The organism is Enterobacter cloacae complex sp. HYC074_NIDB, assembly GCF_056673345.1.
In genome coordinates this window covers 96,570-112,378 of sequence record NZ_CP114214.1, presented here as the reverse complement: position 1 = coordinate 112,378, position 15,809 = coordinate 96,570, and the positions used below count along the sequence as shown (strand labels likewise).

Annotated in this window: 13 protein-coding genes; 11 read left to right on the top strand and 2 right to left on the bottom strand. The window is 58.5% G+C overall.

Going from position 1 to position 15,809, the window contains the following annotated elements; translation table 11 throughout:
- Positions 1 to 106 precede the first annotated feature (106 nt).
- The 5 genes from O1724_RS00555 (at position 107) to O1724_RS00535 (ending at position 7,288) form a co-directional block, all read left to right on the top strand.
- Positions 107 to 1,228 carry an efflux RND transporter periplasmic adaptor subunit gene (locus O1724_RS00555; protein WP_023315101.1) on the top strand — a complete coding sequence of 374 codons (1,122 nt, stop codon included), beginning with the start codon at positions 107 to 109 and terminating at the stop codon, positions 1,226 to 1,228.
- A complete protein-coding gene (locus O1724_RS00550; protein ID WP_126296870.1) occupies positions 1,228 to 4,338 on the top strand; it encodes an efflux RND transporter permease subunit in 3,111 nt (1,036 codons plus the stop codon). Before O1724_RS00555 ends, O1724_RS00550 begins: the two co-directional genes overlap by 1 nt.
- Positions 4,338 to 5,702, top strand: a complete 1,365-nt coding sequence (locus O1724_RS00545; protein ID WP_023323933.1) for an efflux transporter outer membrane subunit — start codon at positions 4,338 to 4,340, stop codon at positions 5,700 to 5,702. Before O1724_RS00550 ends, O1724_RS00545 begins: the two co-directional genes overlap by 1 nt.
- 49 nt (positions 5,703 to 5,751) lie before the next feature.
- Complete coding sequence (locus O1724_RS00540; protein WP_022650105.1) at positions 5,752 to 6,909, top strand: multidrug effflux MFS transporter; 1,158 nt, start codon at positions 5,752 to 5,754, stop codon at positions 6,907 to 6,909.
- An 82-nt stretch (positions 6,910 to 6,991) separates the two neighbouring features.
- Positions 6,992 to 7,288, top strand: a complete 297-nt coding sequence (locus O1724_RS00535) for a YicS family protein (protein WP_003861030.1) — start codon at positions 6,992 to 6,994, stop codon at positions 7,286 to 7,288.
- Between the two features lie 48 nt (positions 7,289 to 7,336).
- On the opposite strand, the gene O1724_RS00530 is transcribed toward O1724_RS00535, so the two are convergent.
- Positions 7,337 to 8,287, bottom strand: a complete 951-nt coding sequence (locus tag O1724_RS00530) for a LacI family DNA-binding transcriptional regulator (protein ID WP_003861033.1) — start codon at positions 8,285 to 8,287, stop codon at positions 7,337 to 7,339.
- A 293-nt stretch (positions 8,288 to 8,580) separates the two neighbouring features.
- Between O1724_RS00530 and O1724_RS00525 the strand changes: the two genes are divergently transcribed.
- The 6 genes from O1724_RS00525 (at position 8,581) to O1724_RS00500 (ending at position 14,505) form a co-directional block, all read left to right on the top strand.
- Complete coding sequence (locus O1724_RS00525; protein ID WP_003861034.1) at positions 8,581 to 8,895, top strand: PTS sugar transporter subunit IIB; 315 nt, start codon at positions 8,581 to 8,583, stop codon at positions 8,893 to 8,895.
- An 11-nt stretch (positions 8,896 to 8,906) separates the two neighbouring features.
- Complete coding sequence (locus O1724_RS00520; protein WP_003861036.1) at positions 8,907 to 10,235, top strand: PTS cellobiose transporter subunit IIC; 1,329 nt, start codon at positions 8,907 to 8,909, stop codon at positions 10,233 to 10,235.
- 17 nt (positions 10,236 to 10,252) lie between these two features.
- The gene (locus O1724_RS00515; RefSeq protein ID WP_126296869.1) at positions 10,253 to 11,629 is read left to right on the top strand and encodes a glycoside hydrolase family 1 protein; all 1,377 of its coding nucleotides are present in this window, start codon (positions 10,253 to 10,255) and stop codon (positions 11,627 to 11,629) included.
- A 5-nt stretch (positions 11,630 to 11,634) separates the two neighbouring features.
- Positions 11,635 to 11,937 carry a PTS lactose/cellobiose transporter subunit IIA gene (locus tag O1724_RS00510; RefSeq protein WP_014168006.1) on the top strand — a complete coding sequence of 101 codons (303 nt, stop codon included), beginning with the start codon at positions 11,635 to 11,637 and terminating at the stop codon, positions 11,935 to 11,937.
- A gap of 138 nt (positions 11,938 to 12,075) precedes the next feature.
- On the top strand, positions 12,076 to 13,455 hold the full coding sequence (locus tag O1724_RS00505) for a carbohydrate porin (RefSeq protein WP_022650103.1): 1,380 nt from the start codon (positions 12,076 to 12,078) through the stop codon (positions 13,453 to 13,455).
- Positions 13,456 to 13,599: 144 nt separating this feature from the next.
- The gene (locus tag O1724_RS00500; RefSeq protein ID WP_023315096.1) at positions 13,600 to 14,505 is read left to right on the top strand and encodes an EamA family transporter; all 906 of its coding nucleotides are present in this window, start codon (positions 13,600 to 13,602) and stop codon (positions 14,503 to 14,505) included.
- A gap of 48 nt (positions 14,506 to 14,553) precedes the next feature.
- On the opposite strand, the gene nepI is transcribed toward O1724_RS00500, so the two are convergent.
- Positions 14,554 to 15,744, bottom strand: coding sequence for a purine ribonucleoside efflux pump NepI (gene nepI / locus O1724_RS00495; RefSeq protein ID WP_126296868.1), 1,191 nt, complete (start codon positions 15,742 to 15,744; stop codon positions 14,554 to 14,556).
- Positions 15,745 to 15,809 lie beyond the last annotated feature (65 nt).

Here is a 15,809-nt window from a genome sequence, read left to right as displayed (position 1 = left end):
TTCATTTCTGGCTCTGCCAGAGATGCGGGATCGCTGTGCTTTTAATTAGCCCTCCTCCCTGTTAAGCGATTAACAGGGCAGGCTTCGTTCACCCTGGAAAAAGATTATGAAAACCATAACAACCTCCATCGCGGCATTACTCCTCCTGACAGGGTGCGATAATGCGCAAACATCTGCTCCTCAACGTCCTCTTCCGGAAGTGGGGATTGTCACACTCATGAGCCAGCCGGTGTCCGTCGTTAGCGAGCTGACCGGCCGCACCGCCGCCGCGATGAGCGCCGAAGTGCGCCCTCAGGTGGGCGGCATTATTCAGAAACGGCTCTTCACCGAAGGCGATACGGTCAAGGCCGGGCAGGCGCTGTATCAGATCGATCCTTCCAGCTACCGCGCCGCTTATAATGAAGCTGCCGCCGCACTGAAACAGGCGCAGGCGCTGGTGCAGGCCGACTGCCAGAAAGCCCGACGCTATGCGCAGCTGGTGAAGGACGACGGCGTATCACGTCAGGATGCGGAAGACGCGAAGTCCACCTGTGCGCAGGACAAGGCCAGCGTCGAGTCAAAGAAAGCCGCGCTGGAAAGCGCCCGCATTAACCTCAACTGGACCACCGTCACCGCGCCGATTGCCGGACGTATCGGCATCTCCTCTGTGACCCCTGGCGCGCTGGTGACCGCCCAGCAGGATACCGCGCTGGCCACCATTCGCGGGCTGGACAGTATGTACGTCGATTTAACCCGTTCCAGCGCCGATCTGCTGCGTTTACGCAAGCAAACCCTCGCCAGCAACAGCGATACGCTGAACGTGTCGTTGATCCTCGAAGACGGCAGCAGCTACAGCGAAAAAGGCCATCTGGCGTTAACCGAAGTGGCGGTGGATGAGTCTACCGGCTCAGTCACCCTGCGCGCCGTCTTCCCGAACCCGCAGCATCAGCTTCTGCCGGGCATGTTCGTCCGCGCCAGAGTGGATGAAGGCATCATGAATGACGCGATCCTCGCCCCGCAGCAGGGCATCACTCGCGACGCCAAAGGCACCGCCACCGCGCTGGTGGTGAACGCCAGCAACAAGGTCGAACAGCGTCAGCTGGAGACGGGTGACACTTACGGCGACAAATGGCTGGTGCTGAGCGGTTTGAAGGCTGGCGATAAGCTGATTGTGGAAGGCACCGACAAAGTCACCGCCGGGCAGGAAGTGAAAGCTGAAGAGATGAAAACCAACGGAGGAAACGCCTGATGTTTTCCCGTTTCTTCGTGCGTCGCCCGGTCTTTGCCTGGGTTATCGCCATTCTCATCATGCTCGCCGGGATACTGGCGATCCGCACGCTGCCCGTTGCGCAGTACCCGGACGTTGCCCCGCCGTCGATCAAAATATCCGCCACCTACACCGGCGCCTCCGCACAAACGCTGGAGAACAGCGTGACGCAGGTGATCGAGCAGCAGCTCACCGGGCTGGATAACCTGCTCTACTTCACCTCCACCAGCAGCTCGGACGGGTCGGTGAGCATTAACGTCACGTTTGAACAGGGAACCGATCCGGACACCGCTCAGGTACAGGTGCAGAATAAAGTCCAGCAGGCAGAATCGCGCCTGCCGACCGAGGTGCAGCAGTCCGGGATCACCGTCGAAAAATCCCAGAGCAACTTCCTGCTGATCATGGGCGTATATGACAAAACCGACACCGCCAGCAGCTCGGATATCGCCGACTGGCTGGTGAGTAATATGCAGGATCCGCTGGCGCGCGTGGATGGCGTCGGTAGCCTACAGGTGTTCGGTGCAGAATACGCGATGCGCATCTGGCTCGACCCGGCGAAGCTGGCGTCGTACTCGCTGATGCCCTCCGACGTGCAGAGCGCGATTGAAGCGCAGAACGTGCAGGTTTCCGCCGGTAAAATCGGCGCGCTGCCCTCGTCGAACGCCCAACAGCTGACCGCCACCGTCCGCGCTCAGTCGCGTCTGCAAACGGTCGATGAGTTCAAAAAGATCATCGTCAAGAGCCAGTCCAACGGTGCGGTGGTGCGCATCAGCGACGTCGCGCGCGTGGAGATGGGCAGCGAAGATTACACCGCCACCGCGAAGCTGAACGGCCACCCGGCGGCGGGTATGGCGGTGATGCTCTCACCGGGCGCCAACGCGCTTAACACCGCCACGGCGGTAAAAGATAAGATCGCCGAGTTCAAAAAGTCGATGCCGGAAGGCTACGACGTGGCCTACCCGAAAGACAGCACCGAGTTCATCAAGATCTCCGTTGAGGACGTGATTCAGACCCTGTTCGAAGCCATTATCCTCGTGGTGGTGGTGATGTACCTGTTCCTGCAAAACATCCGTGCGACGCTGATCCCGGCGCTGGCGGTGCCGGTGGTGCTGCTGGGCACCTTCGGCGTGCTGGCGCTGTTCGGTTACTCCATCAACACCCTGACGCTATTTGCGATGGTGCTGGCGATAGGGCTTTTGGTGGATGACGCCATCGTGGTGGTGGAAAACGTCGAGCGTATTATGCGCGACGAAGGGCTGCCCGCCCGGGAAGCGACCGAAAAATCGATGGGCGAAATTTCCGGCGCGCTGATCGCCATTGCGCTGGTGCTCTCTGCGGTATTCCTGCCGATGGCCTTCTTCGGCGGCTCTACCGGGGTCATTTACCGCCAGTTCTCGGTCACCATTATTTCGGCGATGTTCCTCTCCGTGGTGGTGGCGCTGACCCTGACGCCCGCGCTGTGCGGCACGATCCTGAATCACACCGCTCCGCACAAAAAGGGCTTCTTCGGCGCGTTTAACCGCTTCTACAGTAAGACCGAGCACGGCTATCAGAACAAGGTGCTGCGCGCCCTGCGCCGTTCCGGTGGCATGCTGGTGATCTACGCCCTGCTCTGCGGCGCGATGGGGTTCGCCATGCTAAAACTGCCGGGCAGCTTCCTGCCAACCGAAGACCAGGGTGAAATCATGGTGCAGTACACCCTGCCTGCCGGCGCAACCGCGGTGCGTACCGCCGAGGTAAGCCGCCAGGTACGCGAGTGGTTCCTCACCAAAGAGAGAGCCAATACCGACGTGATCTTCACCATTGAAGGCTTCAGCTTCAGCGGCAGCGGCCAGAACGCCGGGATGGCGTTCGTCTCCCTGAAAAACTGGTCAGAGCGCAAAGGCGATGAGAATACCGCCCAGGCCATTGCCCTGCGCGCCACGCAGGAGCTGAGCACCATTCGGGATGCCACAATTTTCGCCATGACGCCCCCGGCGGTGGATGGTTTAGGCCAGAGCAACGGCTTTACCTTTGAGCTGATGGCCAGCGGCGGCACCGACCGCGACGCGCTGCTGAAACTGCGTAACCAGCTGATTGGCGAAGCCAACCAGGACAACTCGCTGCACGCCGTGCGCGCCAACGATCTGCCGCAGATGCCGCAGCTTCAGGTGGATATCGATAACAACAAAGCCGTGTCGCTGGGGCTGTCCCTGAGCGACGTCACCGACACCCTCTCCAGCGCCTGGGGCGGGACCTACGTGAACGACTTTATCGATCGCGGCCGCGTGAAAAAGGTCTACATCCAGGGCGACAGCGACTATCGCGCCGTGCCGTCGGATCTCAACAAGTGGTATGTGCGCGGCAGCGACAGCACCATGACACCGTTCTCCGCCTTCGCCACCACCCGCTGGGAGTACGGCCCGGAAAGCCTGGTGCGCTACAACGGCTCGGCGGCGTATGAGATTCAGGGCGAAAACGCCAGTGGCGCCAGCTCCGGCACGGCGATGAGCAAAATGGAGCAGTTGGCAAACAGCCTGCCGTCCGGCAGCACATGGGCGTGGAGCGGTTTGTCGTTGCAGGAAAAACTGGCGAGCGGCCAGGCGATGAGCCTTTATGCCCTCTCGATCCTGGTGGTGTTCCTGTGCCTGGCAGCGCTGTATGAGAGCTGGTCGGTGCCGATTTCGGTCATCCTGGTGATCCCGCTTGGGGTGCTGGGTGCGGCGCTTGCGGCCTCCCTGCGCGGCTTGAGTAATGACGTCTACTTCCAGGTGGCGCTACTCACCACCATCGGCCTGTCGTCGAAGAACGCCATCCTGATTGTCGAGTTTGCCGAAGCCAAAGTCGCAGAAGGTTACTCCCTGACGCGCGCCGCCCTGCGTGCCGCCCAGACGCGTCTGCGTCCGATCATCATGACCTCGCTGGCGTTTATCGCAGGCGTGACGCCGCTGGCGATTGCCACCGGCGCCGGGGCCAACAGCCGCGTGGCGATCGGTACCGGTATTATCGGCGGGACGCTGGCCGCGACGCTGCTGGCCATCTTCTTTGTTCCTTTATTCTTTGTACTGGTGAAACGTCTGTTCTCCGGTAAGCACGCAAACCGGAGGTCATAATGTTTCGTGTAACCGTATTAACGTTAGCGCTGCTGAGCGCGGGCTGTGTGTCATTAGATCCCACGTATCAGCGCCCGGACGCCCCCGTCCCGACGACGTTGCCGGGCGCCCATGGCGAAGCCAACGCCGTGGTGAGCCAGTGGCAGCAGGTGATGAATGATGCGCGGTTGAAAAGCGTGGTGACGATGGCGCTCAACAGCAACCGCGACGTGCAAAAAGCGATTGCGGATATCGACGCCGCCCGTGCCCAGTATGGCGAAACGCGCTCGTCCCTGTTCCCGACGGTGGACGCGGAACTGAGCCACACCCGCAGCCGCACGCTGGCGAGCGGTGTCGCGACAAGTGACGAAGCCAACGGCGCGGTCTCCAGCTTCGAACTGGATCTGTTTGGCCGCAACCAGAGCCTGTCGCGTGCCGCGCGTGAAACCTGGCTTGCCAGCGAATTCACCGCGCAGAACACGCGCCTGACGATGGTCAGCGAGCTGACCACGGCCTGGGTGACGCTGGCGGCGGATAACAGCAATCTGGCGCTGGCGAAGTCCACCCTGGAGAGCGCCGCAAACTCACTCAAGATTGTGAAGCGCCAGCAGGAAGTAGGCGTGGCAGCGGCAACGGACGTCAGTGAAGCGATGGCGGTTTACCAGCAGGCGCGCGCCAGCGTGGCGAGCTACCAGACGCTGGTGATGCAGGACAAAAACGCTCTCAACCTGCTGGCGGGCGATACGGTGCCCGAGAACCTGCTACCCGGCACGCTGGAGAGCCTGAGCGACAACGCCATCACGCTGATCCCGGCGGGCGTTAGCTCCAGCGCGCTGCTGCGTCGTCCGGACATTCAGGAGGCGGAACACAACCTGCTGAGCGCCAACGCCAACATCGGCGCGGCGCGCGCCAACTTCTTCCCGACCATCTCGCTCACCGCCAGCGCGGGCGTCGGCAGCGATTCGCTGTCGTCCCTGTTCAGCCACGGGATGAAGGTCTGGTCGTTTGCACCTTCCATCACCCTGCCGCTGTTCAGCGGCGGCAACAATATGGCGCAGCTGCGCTATGCGGAAGCCGAGAAAAAAGGGTTAATTGCGACCTATGAGAAAACCATCCAGAGCGCGTTCAAGGACGTGGCCGACGCGCTGGCCCGGCGCGAAACGTTGAGTGAACAGCTTGATGCCCAGCGTGAATACGTGGCGGCGGAGCAAAAAACGCTGGATGTGGCGACGCGCAGTTACAAGGCTGGCGCGGGCGATTATCTGACGGTGCTCACCGCGCAGCGGTCGCTGTGGTCGGCGCAGGAATCACTGATTGCCTTGCAGCAAACCGACCTGGAAAACCGCATCACGCTGTGGCAATCGCTGGGCGGCGGGATTCAGTAACATCACTGCCGGGCGGCGCAACGTTGCCCGGCCATCAGAGTAAATACCTATGGCAAAAGTCTCTTTTTCTTTCGCGGCCATCCTTGGCCTGCTGACGGCGATCGGGCCGCTGTGTTCCGATTTTTATCTTCCGGCGCTGCCGGAGATCGCCACCCAGCTCAACACCTCCACAACGCTGACGCAGCTTTCTCTTACCTCGGCGCTGATTGGCCTGGGGCTGGGACAACTCTTTTTCGGCCCGCTAAGCGATCGCATCGGACGTAAAACGCCGCTGCTGTTCTCACTTTTGCTGTTTGTACTGGCTTCAGTGCTTTGCGCCAGCACGCAGAATATTTACGCCCTGATCGGCTGGCGATTTGTGCAGGGCGTTGCCGGGGCGGGCGGCTCCGTACTTGCCCGCTCCATCGCCCGCGATAACTATCATGGCACGATGCTAACGCAGTTTTTTGCCCTACTGATGACGGTCAACGGCATCGCGCCCGTGGTGTCCCCGGTACTCGGTGGCTATATCGCGTCGCATTTCGACTGGCGGATGCTGTTCTGGGTAATGGCAGGGGCGGGTCTGGCGCTGCTGATCGCCAGCCAGCTTTTTATCCGCGAGTCCCTCACAGAGAAACAGGGCAGGGGATCGCTGACGCAAACCGCCAGGACGGTACTTAAAAATCGTCGCTTTATGCGCTACTGCCTGATCCAGGCCTTCATGCTGGCGGGGCTGTTCGCCTATATCGGGGCATCCTCCTTTGTGATGCAAAACGAGTATGGCCTGAGCGCCATGCAGTTCAGCCTGCTGTTCGGTGTGAACGGTATCGGCCTGATCGTCTCAGCGCTGATTTTCTCCCGTCTGGCACGCCGCCATCTGGCGGAAAGATTGATGCGAACAGGCCTCGTTCTGGCGTTGTCCTGCGCGGGGCTGACATTGCTCTTTGCGTGGATGCAGCTTTCCGTTCCGGCACTGGTTGCACTCTTTTTCACCGTCGCATTTAACAGCGGGATCAGCACCATTGCGGGTTCAGAAGCGATGAGCGCAGTCGACACGAAGGAGTCCGGCACAGCGTCAGCCATTCTGGGCATGCTGATGTTTTTATTCGGCGGGATCGCAGCGCCTCTCGCGGGTATCGGCGGAGAAACGATGCTGAAAATGAGTCTCGCGGTGTTAGTAAGCTATGGCATTGCACTGGCGATCGGATCCCGCACGCAGAATGCGTAAATTCATACTTTTGGCTTGAATCGCGTTGATGAATGTAACGATATATTTCAGGGGAAGCATGTGACTTTCAAAGGAGGTTTCGATGAAATCTGCACACCTGGTTTGCCTGCTCGTTTGCCTGATTTTCGCTGCGTTTGTTCACGCGCAGGAGAAGAGCGCTCCGGAGAAAGAGGCCCAGATAAAACAGCAGGTCCTGAAAGATGTAAAGAAAACCTGTACCCCGCAGAAAAAGCAGAGCGATAAGGCCTGGCAGGCGATGATTTTGTCGTCTGAGGCCAATCAGCTGCTGATCAAAAACGCCATCACCGCCGTGAAGCGTGACAACCTGGACGCCTACTGGGATGCAGTCAGTCAGGTGGATTGTATGGAAGATTACTGAGGGTTGAGCGCCGGGTGGCGCTGCGCTTACCCGGCCTACATTACACGTTTAACGCTTCCGCACATCTGGAATAATTAAATCCCCGCGCAGCACGTAGGACCCCAGCATCTGCGTTTTCTCTGTCAGCCAGCTCACGATACGCGCCGCCATGGCGTCCATGGAATACTCAATGGCCGGGATCACCGGGATACCCGGCAGATGCAGCGAACCGCCGAGGCTAAAGACCATGATGTCTTCCGGTACCGATTTATTAAACGCCTGTAACTGCGGGATCACCCGCTGGGCTTCCTGCTCATCCGCCACCAGCAGCGCGTTGAAGTTCAGCGTGGACGCGTTGTTGAGTAATTCCTGAAGCGCAACGGACGATGAAGTTGCGTCCATAAACACGAGGTTGCGATTAAAGGGCAGGAAGTTTTTCTCCAGCGCATGTTTGTAACCCAACAGCACCTGATCGGCAAAGCCGCTGCCGTGCGGGTGGATGAGCGCTATCTGGCGACGCCCCTGGCTGGTGAGATAGTTGCAGGCCGTTTCAGCCGCGAACGCGTGATCGAACTGAATGCTGTTGGCGTTATCGGCTTCCATACAGTCGACCAGAATCACGTTGTCCATGTCCACGTCCAGCGGGAAACGCGCGCCAATCACCAGAATGTCATCACATAAGCCGCAGGAGAGTTCTTCAAGGGCGTTCATCACTTCTGTTTTCGTGTGTGCGAAACGCAGCAGCAGATGTTTTTGATGCTGGCTGAGGTGTTTTTCCAGCGCGTACAGGTAACCGGTGGTCTGGTTAATGTTTTCCTGCGCGCAAATCACCCCAATGCAGCCCGTCGACTGGCTGAGCAGCGACTGGGCGATCACGTTGGGACGATAGTTCAGCTCGTCCACCGCTTTCAGAACAGCCTGGCGGCTGGCTTCTTTAACGCCACGCGACCCGCTCAACACCCGTGATACCGTGGCTTTGGACACCCCGGCCAGACGCGATACATCGTTGATTGTAGACATCTCTCTCCCCTGTCAGACGCAACTGGCGTCTGTAATTTCCATCACCGCTACGGCTCACATTATAGCCAGAACGGAGTATATCCGTTTCCGTTTTCCATGGAAACCGATTTTCCGTTTCCACTCAAATTGATGCCAAAACAGCCAAATTATGTGACCCACATCCGGTTAATTAGCCTCATAAGTAAGGGATCTTGATGGTTGTCACAGTTCTGTCTTTTATAAATGGAAACCGGTTTCCGTATCATGTCCAATCATCCTCGCAATAACTTTTTACATTTTGAGGATGGTTGTCGATGTTCAAGATTATGCTGTGCTGCTCTGCCGGGATGTCCACCAGCCTGCTGGTCAGCAAAATGATCGATGTTGCAAAAGAACGGGGCTTACCCGTGAAGATAGATGCGTATGGCGTATCCGAATTTGATACGCAGTTTCCGCACTATCAGGTGGTGCTTCTCGGACCGCAAGTGAAATACATGTTAAAGACACTCTCAGACAAGGCAGCGACGCAAGGCATTCCGGTGCAGCCCATCGACATGATGGATTACGGCATGCAGCGTGGCGATAAAGTACTGGACTATGCTCTGTCGCTTATCGAAGCGGCACACTAAAAGGTGTTCACATGAGTTCGTTATATCAATCTATGGTCGCGGTCATTGAGCAATCAATTACCCCGCTGGCCGCGAAGCTGGGTCAGCAAAAGTATGTGATTGCCATCCGCGACGGCTTTACCGCCGCGCTGCCGTTTATGATCATCGGCTCGTTTATGCTGGTGTTTATCTTCCCGCCGTTTTCGGCGGATACCACCAACAGCTTCGCCCGCGGCTGGCTGGATTTCTCCGAGACCTACCGCGAACAGCTGATGCTGCCCTTTAACCTCAGCATGGGCGTGATGACCTTCTTCATCTCGGTGGGGATTGGGGCGAGCCTGGGGCGTCAGTTTAACCTCGATCCGGTGATGTCCGGCCTGCTGGCCTTTATGGCCTTCCTGCTGGTCGCAGCACCCTATGCCGATGGCAAAATTTCGACCCAGTATCTCTCCGGCCAGGGGATCTTCACTGCGCTTATCACCGCGATCTACTCCACCCGCGTGTACGCGTGGCTGAAGCAGAACAACGTCACCATCCGCCTGCCGAAAGAGGTGCCGACCGGCGTGGCGCGTTCGTTTGAGATCCTGATCCCGGTGATGGTGGTGATCGGGACGCTGCACCCGCTGAACCTGTTCATTGAAGCGCAGACCGGCATGATTATCCCGCAGGCGATCATGCACCTGCTGGAGCCGCTGGTCTCGGCGTCTGACTCCCTGCCCGCGATTCTGCTCTCCGTGCTGCTGTGCCAGATCTTCTGGTTCGCGGGTATCCACGGGTCGCTGATTGTCACCGGCATCATGAACCCGTTCTGGATGGCGAACCTCTCTGCAAACCAGGCGGCACTGGCGGCGGGCGCGGCGCTGCCGCACGTTTATCTGCAAGGTTTCTGGGATCACTACCTGCTGATTGGCGGCGTAGGCTCGACCCTGCCGCTGGCGTTCCTCCTGCTGCGTAGCCGCGTTACCCATCTGCGCACCATCGGCAAAATGGGCGTTGTGCCAAGCTTCTTTAACATCAACGAACCGATTCTGTTCGGCGCGCCGATCATCATGAACCCGATGCTGTTTATCCCGTTCGTGTTCGTTCCGCTGGTCAACGCCTGCCTGGCGTACGGCGCAACTAAACTCGGCTGGCTGGCTCAGGTGGTTTCGTTAACCCCGTGGACCACGCCCGCGCCGATTGGCGCCTCGTGGGCGGCGAACTGGGCGCTGAGCCCGGTGGTGATGTGCCTCGTCTGCATGGTGATGTCGGCGCTGATGTACCTGCCGTTCCTGCGCGCCTATGAGCGTACGCTGATTAAAAACGAAGAGCAGAAAGCCCAGGCTGCAACCGTGGGTGCCGCTGAAGCCACAAGCAATTAAGTCAAAGAGGAAGGGTCATGAAATACGCATTTCCCGATAACTTCTGGTGGGGCAGCGCAAGCTCCGCTCTCCAGACGGAAGGGACACGAGAGGGTGAAACCACGTGGGACTACTGGTTTGCCCGCGAGCCGAACCGTTTTCACAACGGCGTGGGGCCGCAGCACACCTCCACGTTTTATCAGCACTGGAAAACGGACATTCAGCTGTTAAAACAGCTGAACCACAACAGCTTTCGTACCTCGATTAGCTGGGCGCGCCTGATCCCCGACGGCATCGGTGAAGTGAACCCGGACGCGGTCGATTTTTACAATCAGGTCATTGATGAGCTGAATGAACAGGGCCTCACGCCGTTTATCACCCTGTTCCATTTCGACATGCCGATGGCGATGCAGGAGATAGGCGGCTGGGAAAACCGTGACGTGGTGGACGCGTACGCCCGCTATGCGCAGATTTGCTTCGAGCTGTTCGGCGACCGCGTGCTGCACTGGTTTACCTTCAACGAGCCGATCGTGCCGGTGGAAGGCGGTTATCTGTACGACTTCCACTACCCCAACGTAGTGGATTTCCGCCGGGCGGCCACCGTGGCGTATCACACCGTGCTGGCCCATGCGAAGGCGGTTCAGGCCTACCGCGCCGGGCACTACGCGGGGGAGATCGGCATCGTGCTGAACCTGACGCCGTCGTATCCGCGTTCGCAGAACCCGGCAGACGTGAAGGCGGCGCACGTTGCGGATCTGATGTTTAACCGCAGCTTCCTCGACCCGGTCCTGCGCGGCGAATACCCGGCCGATCTGGTGGCGCTGCTGAAATCTTACGACCAGCTGCCCGCCTGCAAGCCGGAAGACGGTTTCCTGATTGCGGAAGGGAAAATCGACCTGCTCGGCATTAACTACTATCAGCCGCGTCGCGTGAAGTGTCGCGACAGCGCGGTGAACCCGCAGGCGCCGTTTATGCCGGAGTGGTTCTTTGATAGCTACGAGATGCCGGGCCGCAAGATGAACCCCTACCGCGGCTGGGAAATCTACGCGCCAGGTATTTACGATATTCTGATTAACCTGCGCGACCATTACGGCAACCCCCGCTGCTTTATTTCTGAAAACGGCATGGGCGTAGAAAACGAGCAACGCTTTATTGAAAATGGCCAGATTAACGATCAATACCGCATTGAGTTTATTTCCGAACATTTAGCCTGGCTGCATAAGGGTATTAGCGAAGGGTGCAATTGTCTTGGCTACCATATGTGGACGTTTATTGATAACTGGTCGTGGTGTAACGCGTATAAAAATCGCTACGGATTTATCCAGCTCGATTTAAAGACGCAGCAGCGCACCATTAAAAAAAGCGGAGAGTGGTTTGCCGCTACCGCCTTAAATAATAGTTTTGATAAAGAGTAAAGATAATGATCGCACTAGAAGAAGCCGTAATGGAAATTATCGTCAACGCCGGTCAGTCCCGCAGCCTGTGCTTTGAAGCCCTGCACGCGGCGCGCCAGGGCAACCTTGACGAGGCCAAAAGCCTGCTGCGCGAAGCCGACGGCTACGCGCGCCAGGCGCACAAGATGCAGACCAAACTGATTGAGCAGGACGCGGGCGAAGCCCGCCAGCCGATGACATTAATTATGGTGCACGCGCAGGATCATTTAATGAATTCGCTATTAGCGCGTGAATTATCTGAAGAGATTATTCATTTATATCAGAGATAGTCTATGGCGAAATAATTTAATGTAATACCTCTGTACCTAAAACTAGAAATCCACTTGTTCTGATGATAGCGACATATTCTGTCAGATCGGAGCGGGATGGTTATTGTCTGAATAAAATTAAACTATATTGAGATAACCATGAATACGATTAAAAAACTTCCATTAACCATGGCGGTTATCGCCGCGCTTTGCCCAATTTCCGTCCTCGCTCAGGAATTCACGCAGGAGCAAATCGACGCCATTGTGGCGAAAGCGGTGGATAAAGCCCTGGCCGAGCGTCAGGCTAAAATGGATGCGGCGGTCGCGAAAAAAGCGGACGTGGTGACCGAGCCGCAGAGCGCGGCGCAATCTCCGGATATGGCGATCCCGTTCGGGGTTAAATTTACCGGCTACGCCCGCTACGGCGCGCACTTCCAGGCTGCCGATCAGAAATACGTGGCGGTGGACGGCTCCTACAACGGCGCGTCCGCCATTGGTCGTCTGGGTAACGAAGGCAACGGTGGCGAGTTCCAGCTCTCTAAAGCCTTCAAGGGCGAAAACGGCGCCATCTGGGACATCAACGTGATGATCGACCACTGGGGCGACGAAGTTAACCTCAAGAAAGCCTACGCCGGCGTGACCAACATTATGGCCTCCAACCCGAACGCCTACTTCTGGGCGGGTCGCGACTTCCACCAGCGTCCGCAGCAGGGCATCAACGATTACTTCTGGATGAACCACGACGGTCAGGGCGCCGGGGTGAAGAACTTCGATATCGGCGGCGTGCAGTTTGACGTCGCTGCCGTGGCGGCAGTGGAATCCTGTAGCCCGGAAGTGATGGAAGACGAAGCGAACCCGTCACGCATCACCTGTACCGGCGGGTCCGGCACGGGCGACAAAGGTAACTACGCGGCCACCTCTAAAATCCACGGCATGAAGCTCGGTCCGCTGGATCTGGAGCTGTACGCCAACTACGGCTTTGATTCAAAAGCGGTAGAGAGCGACGAGCGTCTTAACGCCTGGCAGGGCGGCGTGGTGCTGAGCCACACCAACGACAGCGGCGTGAACAAGGTGATCGCCCGCTACTCCGATAATTCGGACAACAGCGTGTTCAATAAAACCGAAGACCTGACCACGGTCTACGCCAGCTTCGAAGGGCTGTACAAATTCACCCAGGCGACGCAGGTGGAGTACATCCTCGCCTTCCACGATTACGACAATAGCCGCGATAAGACCGACAACCGCAAGAACTACAATGCCATCGTGCGCCCGATGCACTGGTGGAACGACGTTCACTCCACCTGGCTGGAAGCGGGCTGGCAGCACGTGGATTACGACAACGGCGGCGACAACAAGGGCTGGAAGCTGACCCTGTCGCAGAACATGTCTATCGCCATGGGGCCGGAGTTCCGCCCGATGCTGCGCTTCTACGTGACCGGCGGCAAGGTGGATAACGAACGCACCGCGCGCGTGAACAACACCAAAGATGAGACGCTGGACGACTTCAACGTCGGCGCGATGTGGGAGGCGTGGTTCTAAAGTAAAAGCAAAACGGCAACGAAAGTTGCCGTTTTTAGTGTTCGCTCCCTCTCCCCGTGGGAGAGGGCCGGGGTGAGGGCATCAGGCCGCACACAACCATGCTATGCTGTTGACCGAATTAACGACAACATAACAGGGGAGAACATGGGTTCCACACGCAAAGGGATGCTCAACGTCCTGATCGCCGCCGTTTTATGGGGCAGTTCCGGGGTTTGCGCGCAGTACATCATGGAGAAAAGCCACATTTCTTCGCCTTACCTGACCATGGTTCGTCTGCTGTTTACCGGCGTGATCCTGTTGACGCTCTCCTTCGTTCACGGCGACAAGATTTTCTCGGTCATCAAAAACCGCAAAGACGCCCTCAGCCTGCTGTTTTTCTCGCTGGTTGGCGCGCTCACCGTGCAGCTCACCTTCCTGCTGACGATTGAAAAATCCAACGCTGCGACGGCCACCGTGCTCCAGTTTCTGTCGCCGACCATTATCGTGGCATGGTTTGCGCTGGCGCGGAAAACGCGTCCCGGCATATTTGTCTTATCCGCGATTTTCACGTCGCTTGTGGGTACCTTCCTGCTGGTCACCCACGGCGACCCGACGTCGCTCTCCATCTCGCCTGCCGCGCTGTTCTTCGGTATCGCCTCAGCGTTTGCCGCGGCGTTTTACACCACCTATCCATCAACGCTTATAGCCCGCTACGGCACGCTGCCGATTGTCGGCTGGAGTATGTTGATTGCGGGATTAATGCTGACGCCGTTCTACGCCGGACGCGGCACCACCTTCGTGATCGACGGCGGCCTGCTGCTGGCGTTTTTCTACCTGGTGGTGATTGGCACCGCGCTGACGTTCAGCCTGTATCTGAAAGGCGCACAGATGATCGGCGGGCCGAAAGCGAGCATTCTGAGCTGCGCCGAACCGCTGAGCAGCGCGCTGCTGTCGGTGGTGTTGCTGGGGGTGGCATTCACCCTGCCGGACTGGCTGGGGACGCTGTTGATTGTGTCGTCGGTGGTGTTGATTTCGATGGATTCACGCAGAAGGGTTAAGGCATCGGCGTAGCCTGATGCCCTCACCCCAACCCTCTCCCACGGGAGAGGGAGAAAAGCACTACTTCGCCTTAACCTTCCCCGCCACCAGCAGCGCCGTCAGCAGCATCAGCGTGCCGGAAATCACCAGCGGTGACGTCAGCCCCAGATGGTCGAGCGCTACGCCGCCCACCGCCGCGCCGCAGGTGTTCGCCAGCTGGATCACCGCTACCTGAATCGACCCGGCTTTTTCCGCCTGATCGGCAAGCGAGCGGGTGATCCACGTCGACCAGCCCACCGGCACCAGCGCAAAGGCAAAGCCCCAGATAATCGCGATCGCCGAAGCCACCCACTTATCGCTACCCCACAACACCAGCACCGCGGCGCTGATCGCCAGCACCAGCGGGGCACCCGCCAGCGCCACCTTCAGGGAGCGCTTCAGGAACTGAGACGACAGTGAGGTGCCGACAAAACTGGCGATACCGAAGCTCAGGAGCACCAGCGTCAGGCCGTCCACGTCAAAGCCCGCCATGGTCATATACACCGGGCGGATATAGGTGAAGAAAGCAAACTGCCCGGCAAAGGCCGTGAAGATGGCGGTCATCCCCGCCAGCACGCCCGGACGTTTCAGCAGCGCGAACATGTTCTGTTTGTGGTGCGCCGCTTCCCCCGGCAGGGACGGCAGCGCTTTCCACACCCAGATAATGCACAACACGCCCATCACCGCCGCCGCGTTGAACACGTTACGCCAGCCGATAATCCCGCCGAGGAAGCTGCCCAGCGGCGCGGCAATCACCAGCGCGATGGAGACCGCGCCGAAGATGACGGACAGGGCCTTCGGCACCGTACGCGCGGGCACCAGGCGCATGGTCAGCGAGGCGGACATCGCCCAGAAGCCGCCTAATCCCAGCCCCAGGCAGGCACGGCCGAGCAGCAGCAGGGTGAAGCTTTCAGCGAAAGAGACCAGCAGGCAGGAGAGCGTCAGCAGCACGCTGAACAGAATAACCACCTTGCGACGGTCGATGGTGCCGATCGCCTGAGTGATAAACAGGCTGGCGAACATCGCCACAAACGCGGTGACGGTAACGGACTGCCCCGCCACGCCCTCGGAAATGCCCAGATCCTGCGCCATCGGCGTCAGCAGGCTCACCGGTAGAAACTCAACGGTGATCAGGCAGGCGACGCAGAACGCCACGGAGAAAACCGCCGACCAGTTGGGGCGCGACACCTCTTTGGTCTGCGGTCTGGTTGTGGGCTGGATATGTTCTGTCATGGCATCACCTGAAGATAAAAACGTGCGGAAAAGTCGCGCAGTTTATCATCAAAAGTGTGACGAAT

What these genes read in the sequence shown, in the direction of transcription:
- O1724_RS00555 (WP_023315101.1), top strand. Translation starts at nt 107, where the DNA reads ATGAAAACCATAACAACCTCCATCGCGGCATTACTCCTCCTGACAGGG.
- O1724_RS00550 (WP_126296870.1), top strand. Translation starts at nt 1,228, where the DNA reads ATGTTTTCCCGTTTCTTCGTGCGTCGCCCGGTCTTTGCCTGGGTTATC.
- O1724_RS00545 (WP_023323933.1), top strand. Translation starts at nt 4,338, where the DNA reads ATGTTTCGTGTAACCGTATTAACGTTAGCGCTGCTGAGCGCGGGCTGT.
- O1724_RS00540 (WP_022650105.1), top strand. Translation starts at nt 5,752, where the DNA reads ATGGCAAAAGTCTCTTTTTCTTTCGCGGCCATCCTTGGCCTGCTGACG.
- O1724_RS00535 (WP_003861030.1), top strand. Translation starts at nt 6,992, where the DNA reads ATGAAATCTGCACACCTGGTTTGCCTGCTCGTTTGCCTGATTTTCGCT.
- O1724_RS00530 (WP_003861033.1), bottom strand. Translation starts at nt 8,287, where the DNA reads ATGTCTACAATCAACGATGTATCGCGTCTGGCCGGGGTGTCCAAAGCC.
- O1724_RS00525 (WP_003861034.1), top strand. Translation starts at nt 8,581, where the DNA reads ATGTTCAAGATTATGCTGTGCTGCTCTGCCGGGATGTCCACCAGCCTG.
- O1724_RS00520 (WP_003861036.1), top strand. Translation starts at nt 8,907, where the DNA reads ATGAGTTCGTTATATCAATCTATGGTCGCGGTCATTGAGCAATCAATT.
- O1724_RS00515 (WP_126296869.1), top strand. Translation starts at nt 10,253, where the DNA reads ATGAAATACGCATTTCCCGATAACTTCTGGTGGGGCAGCGCAAGCTCC.
- O1724_RS00510 (WP_014168006.1), top strand. Translation starts at nt 11,635, where the DNA reads ATGATCGCACTAGAAGAAGCCGTAATGGAAATTATCGTCAACGCCGGT.
- O1724_RS00505 (WP_022650103.1), top strand. Translation starts at nt 12,076, where the DNA reads ATGAATACGATTAAAAAACTTCCATTAACCATGGCGGTTATCGCCGCG.
- O1724_RS00500 (WP_023315096.1), top strand. Translation starts at nt 13,600, where the DNA reads ATGGGTTCCACACGCAAAGGGATGCTCAACGTCCTGATCGCCGCCGTT.
- nepI (WP_126296868.1), bottom strand. Translation starts at nt 15,744, where the DNA reads ATGACAGAACATATCCAGCCCACAACCAGACCGCAGACCAAAGAGGTG.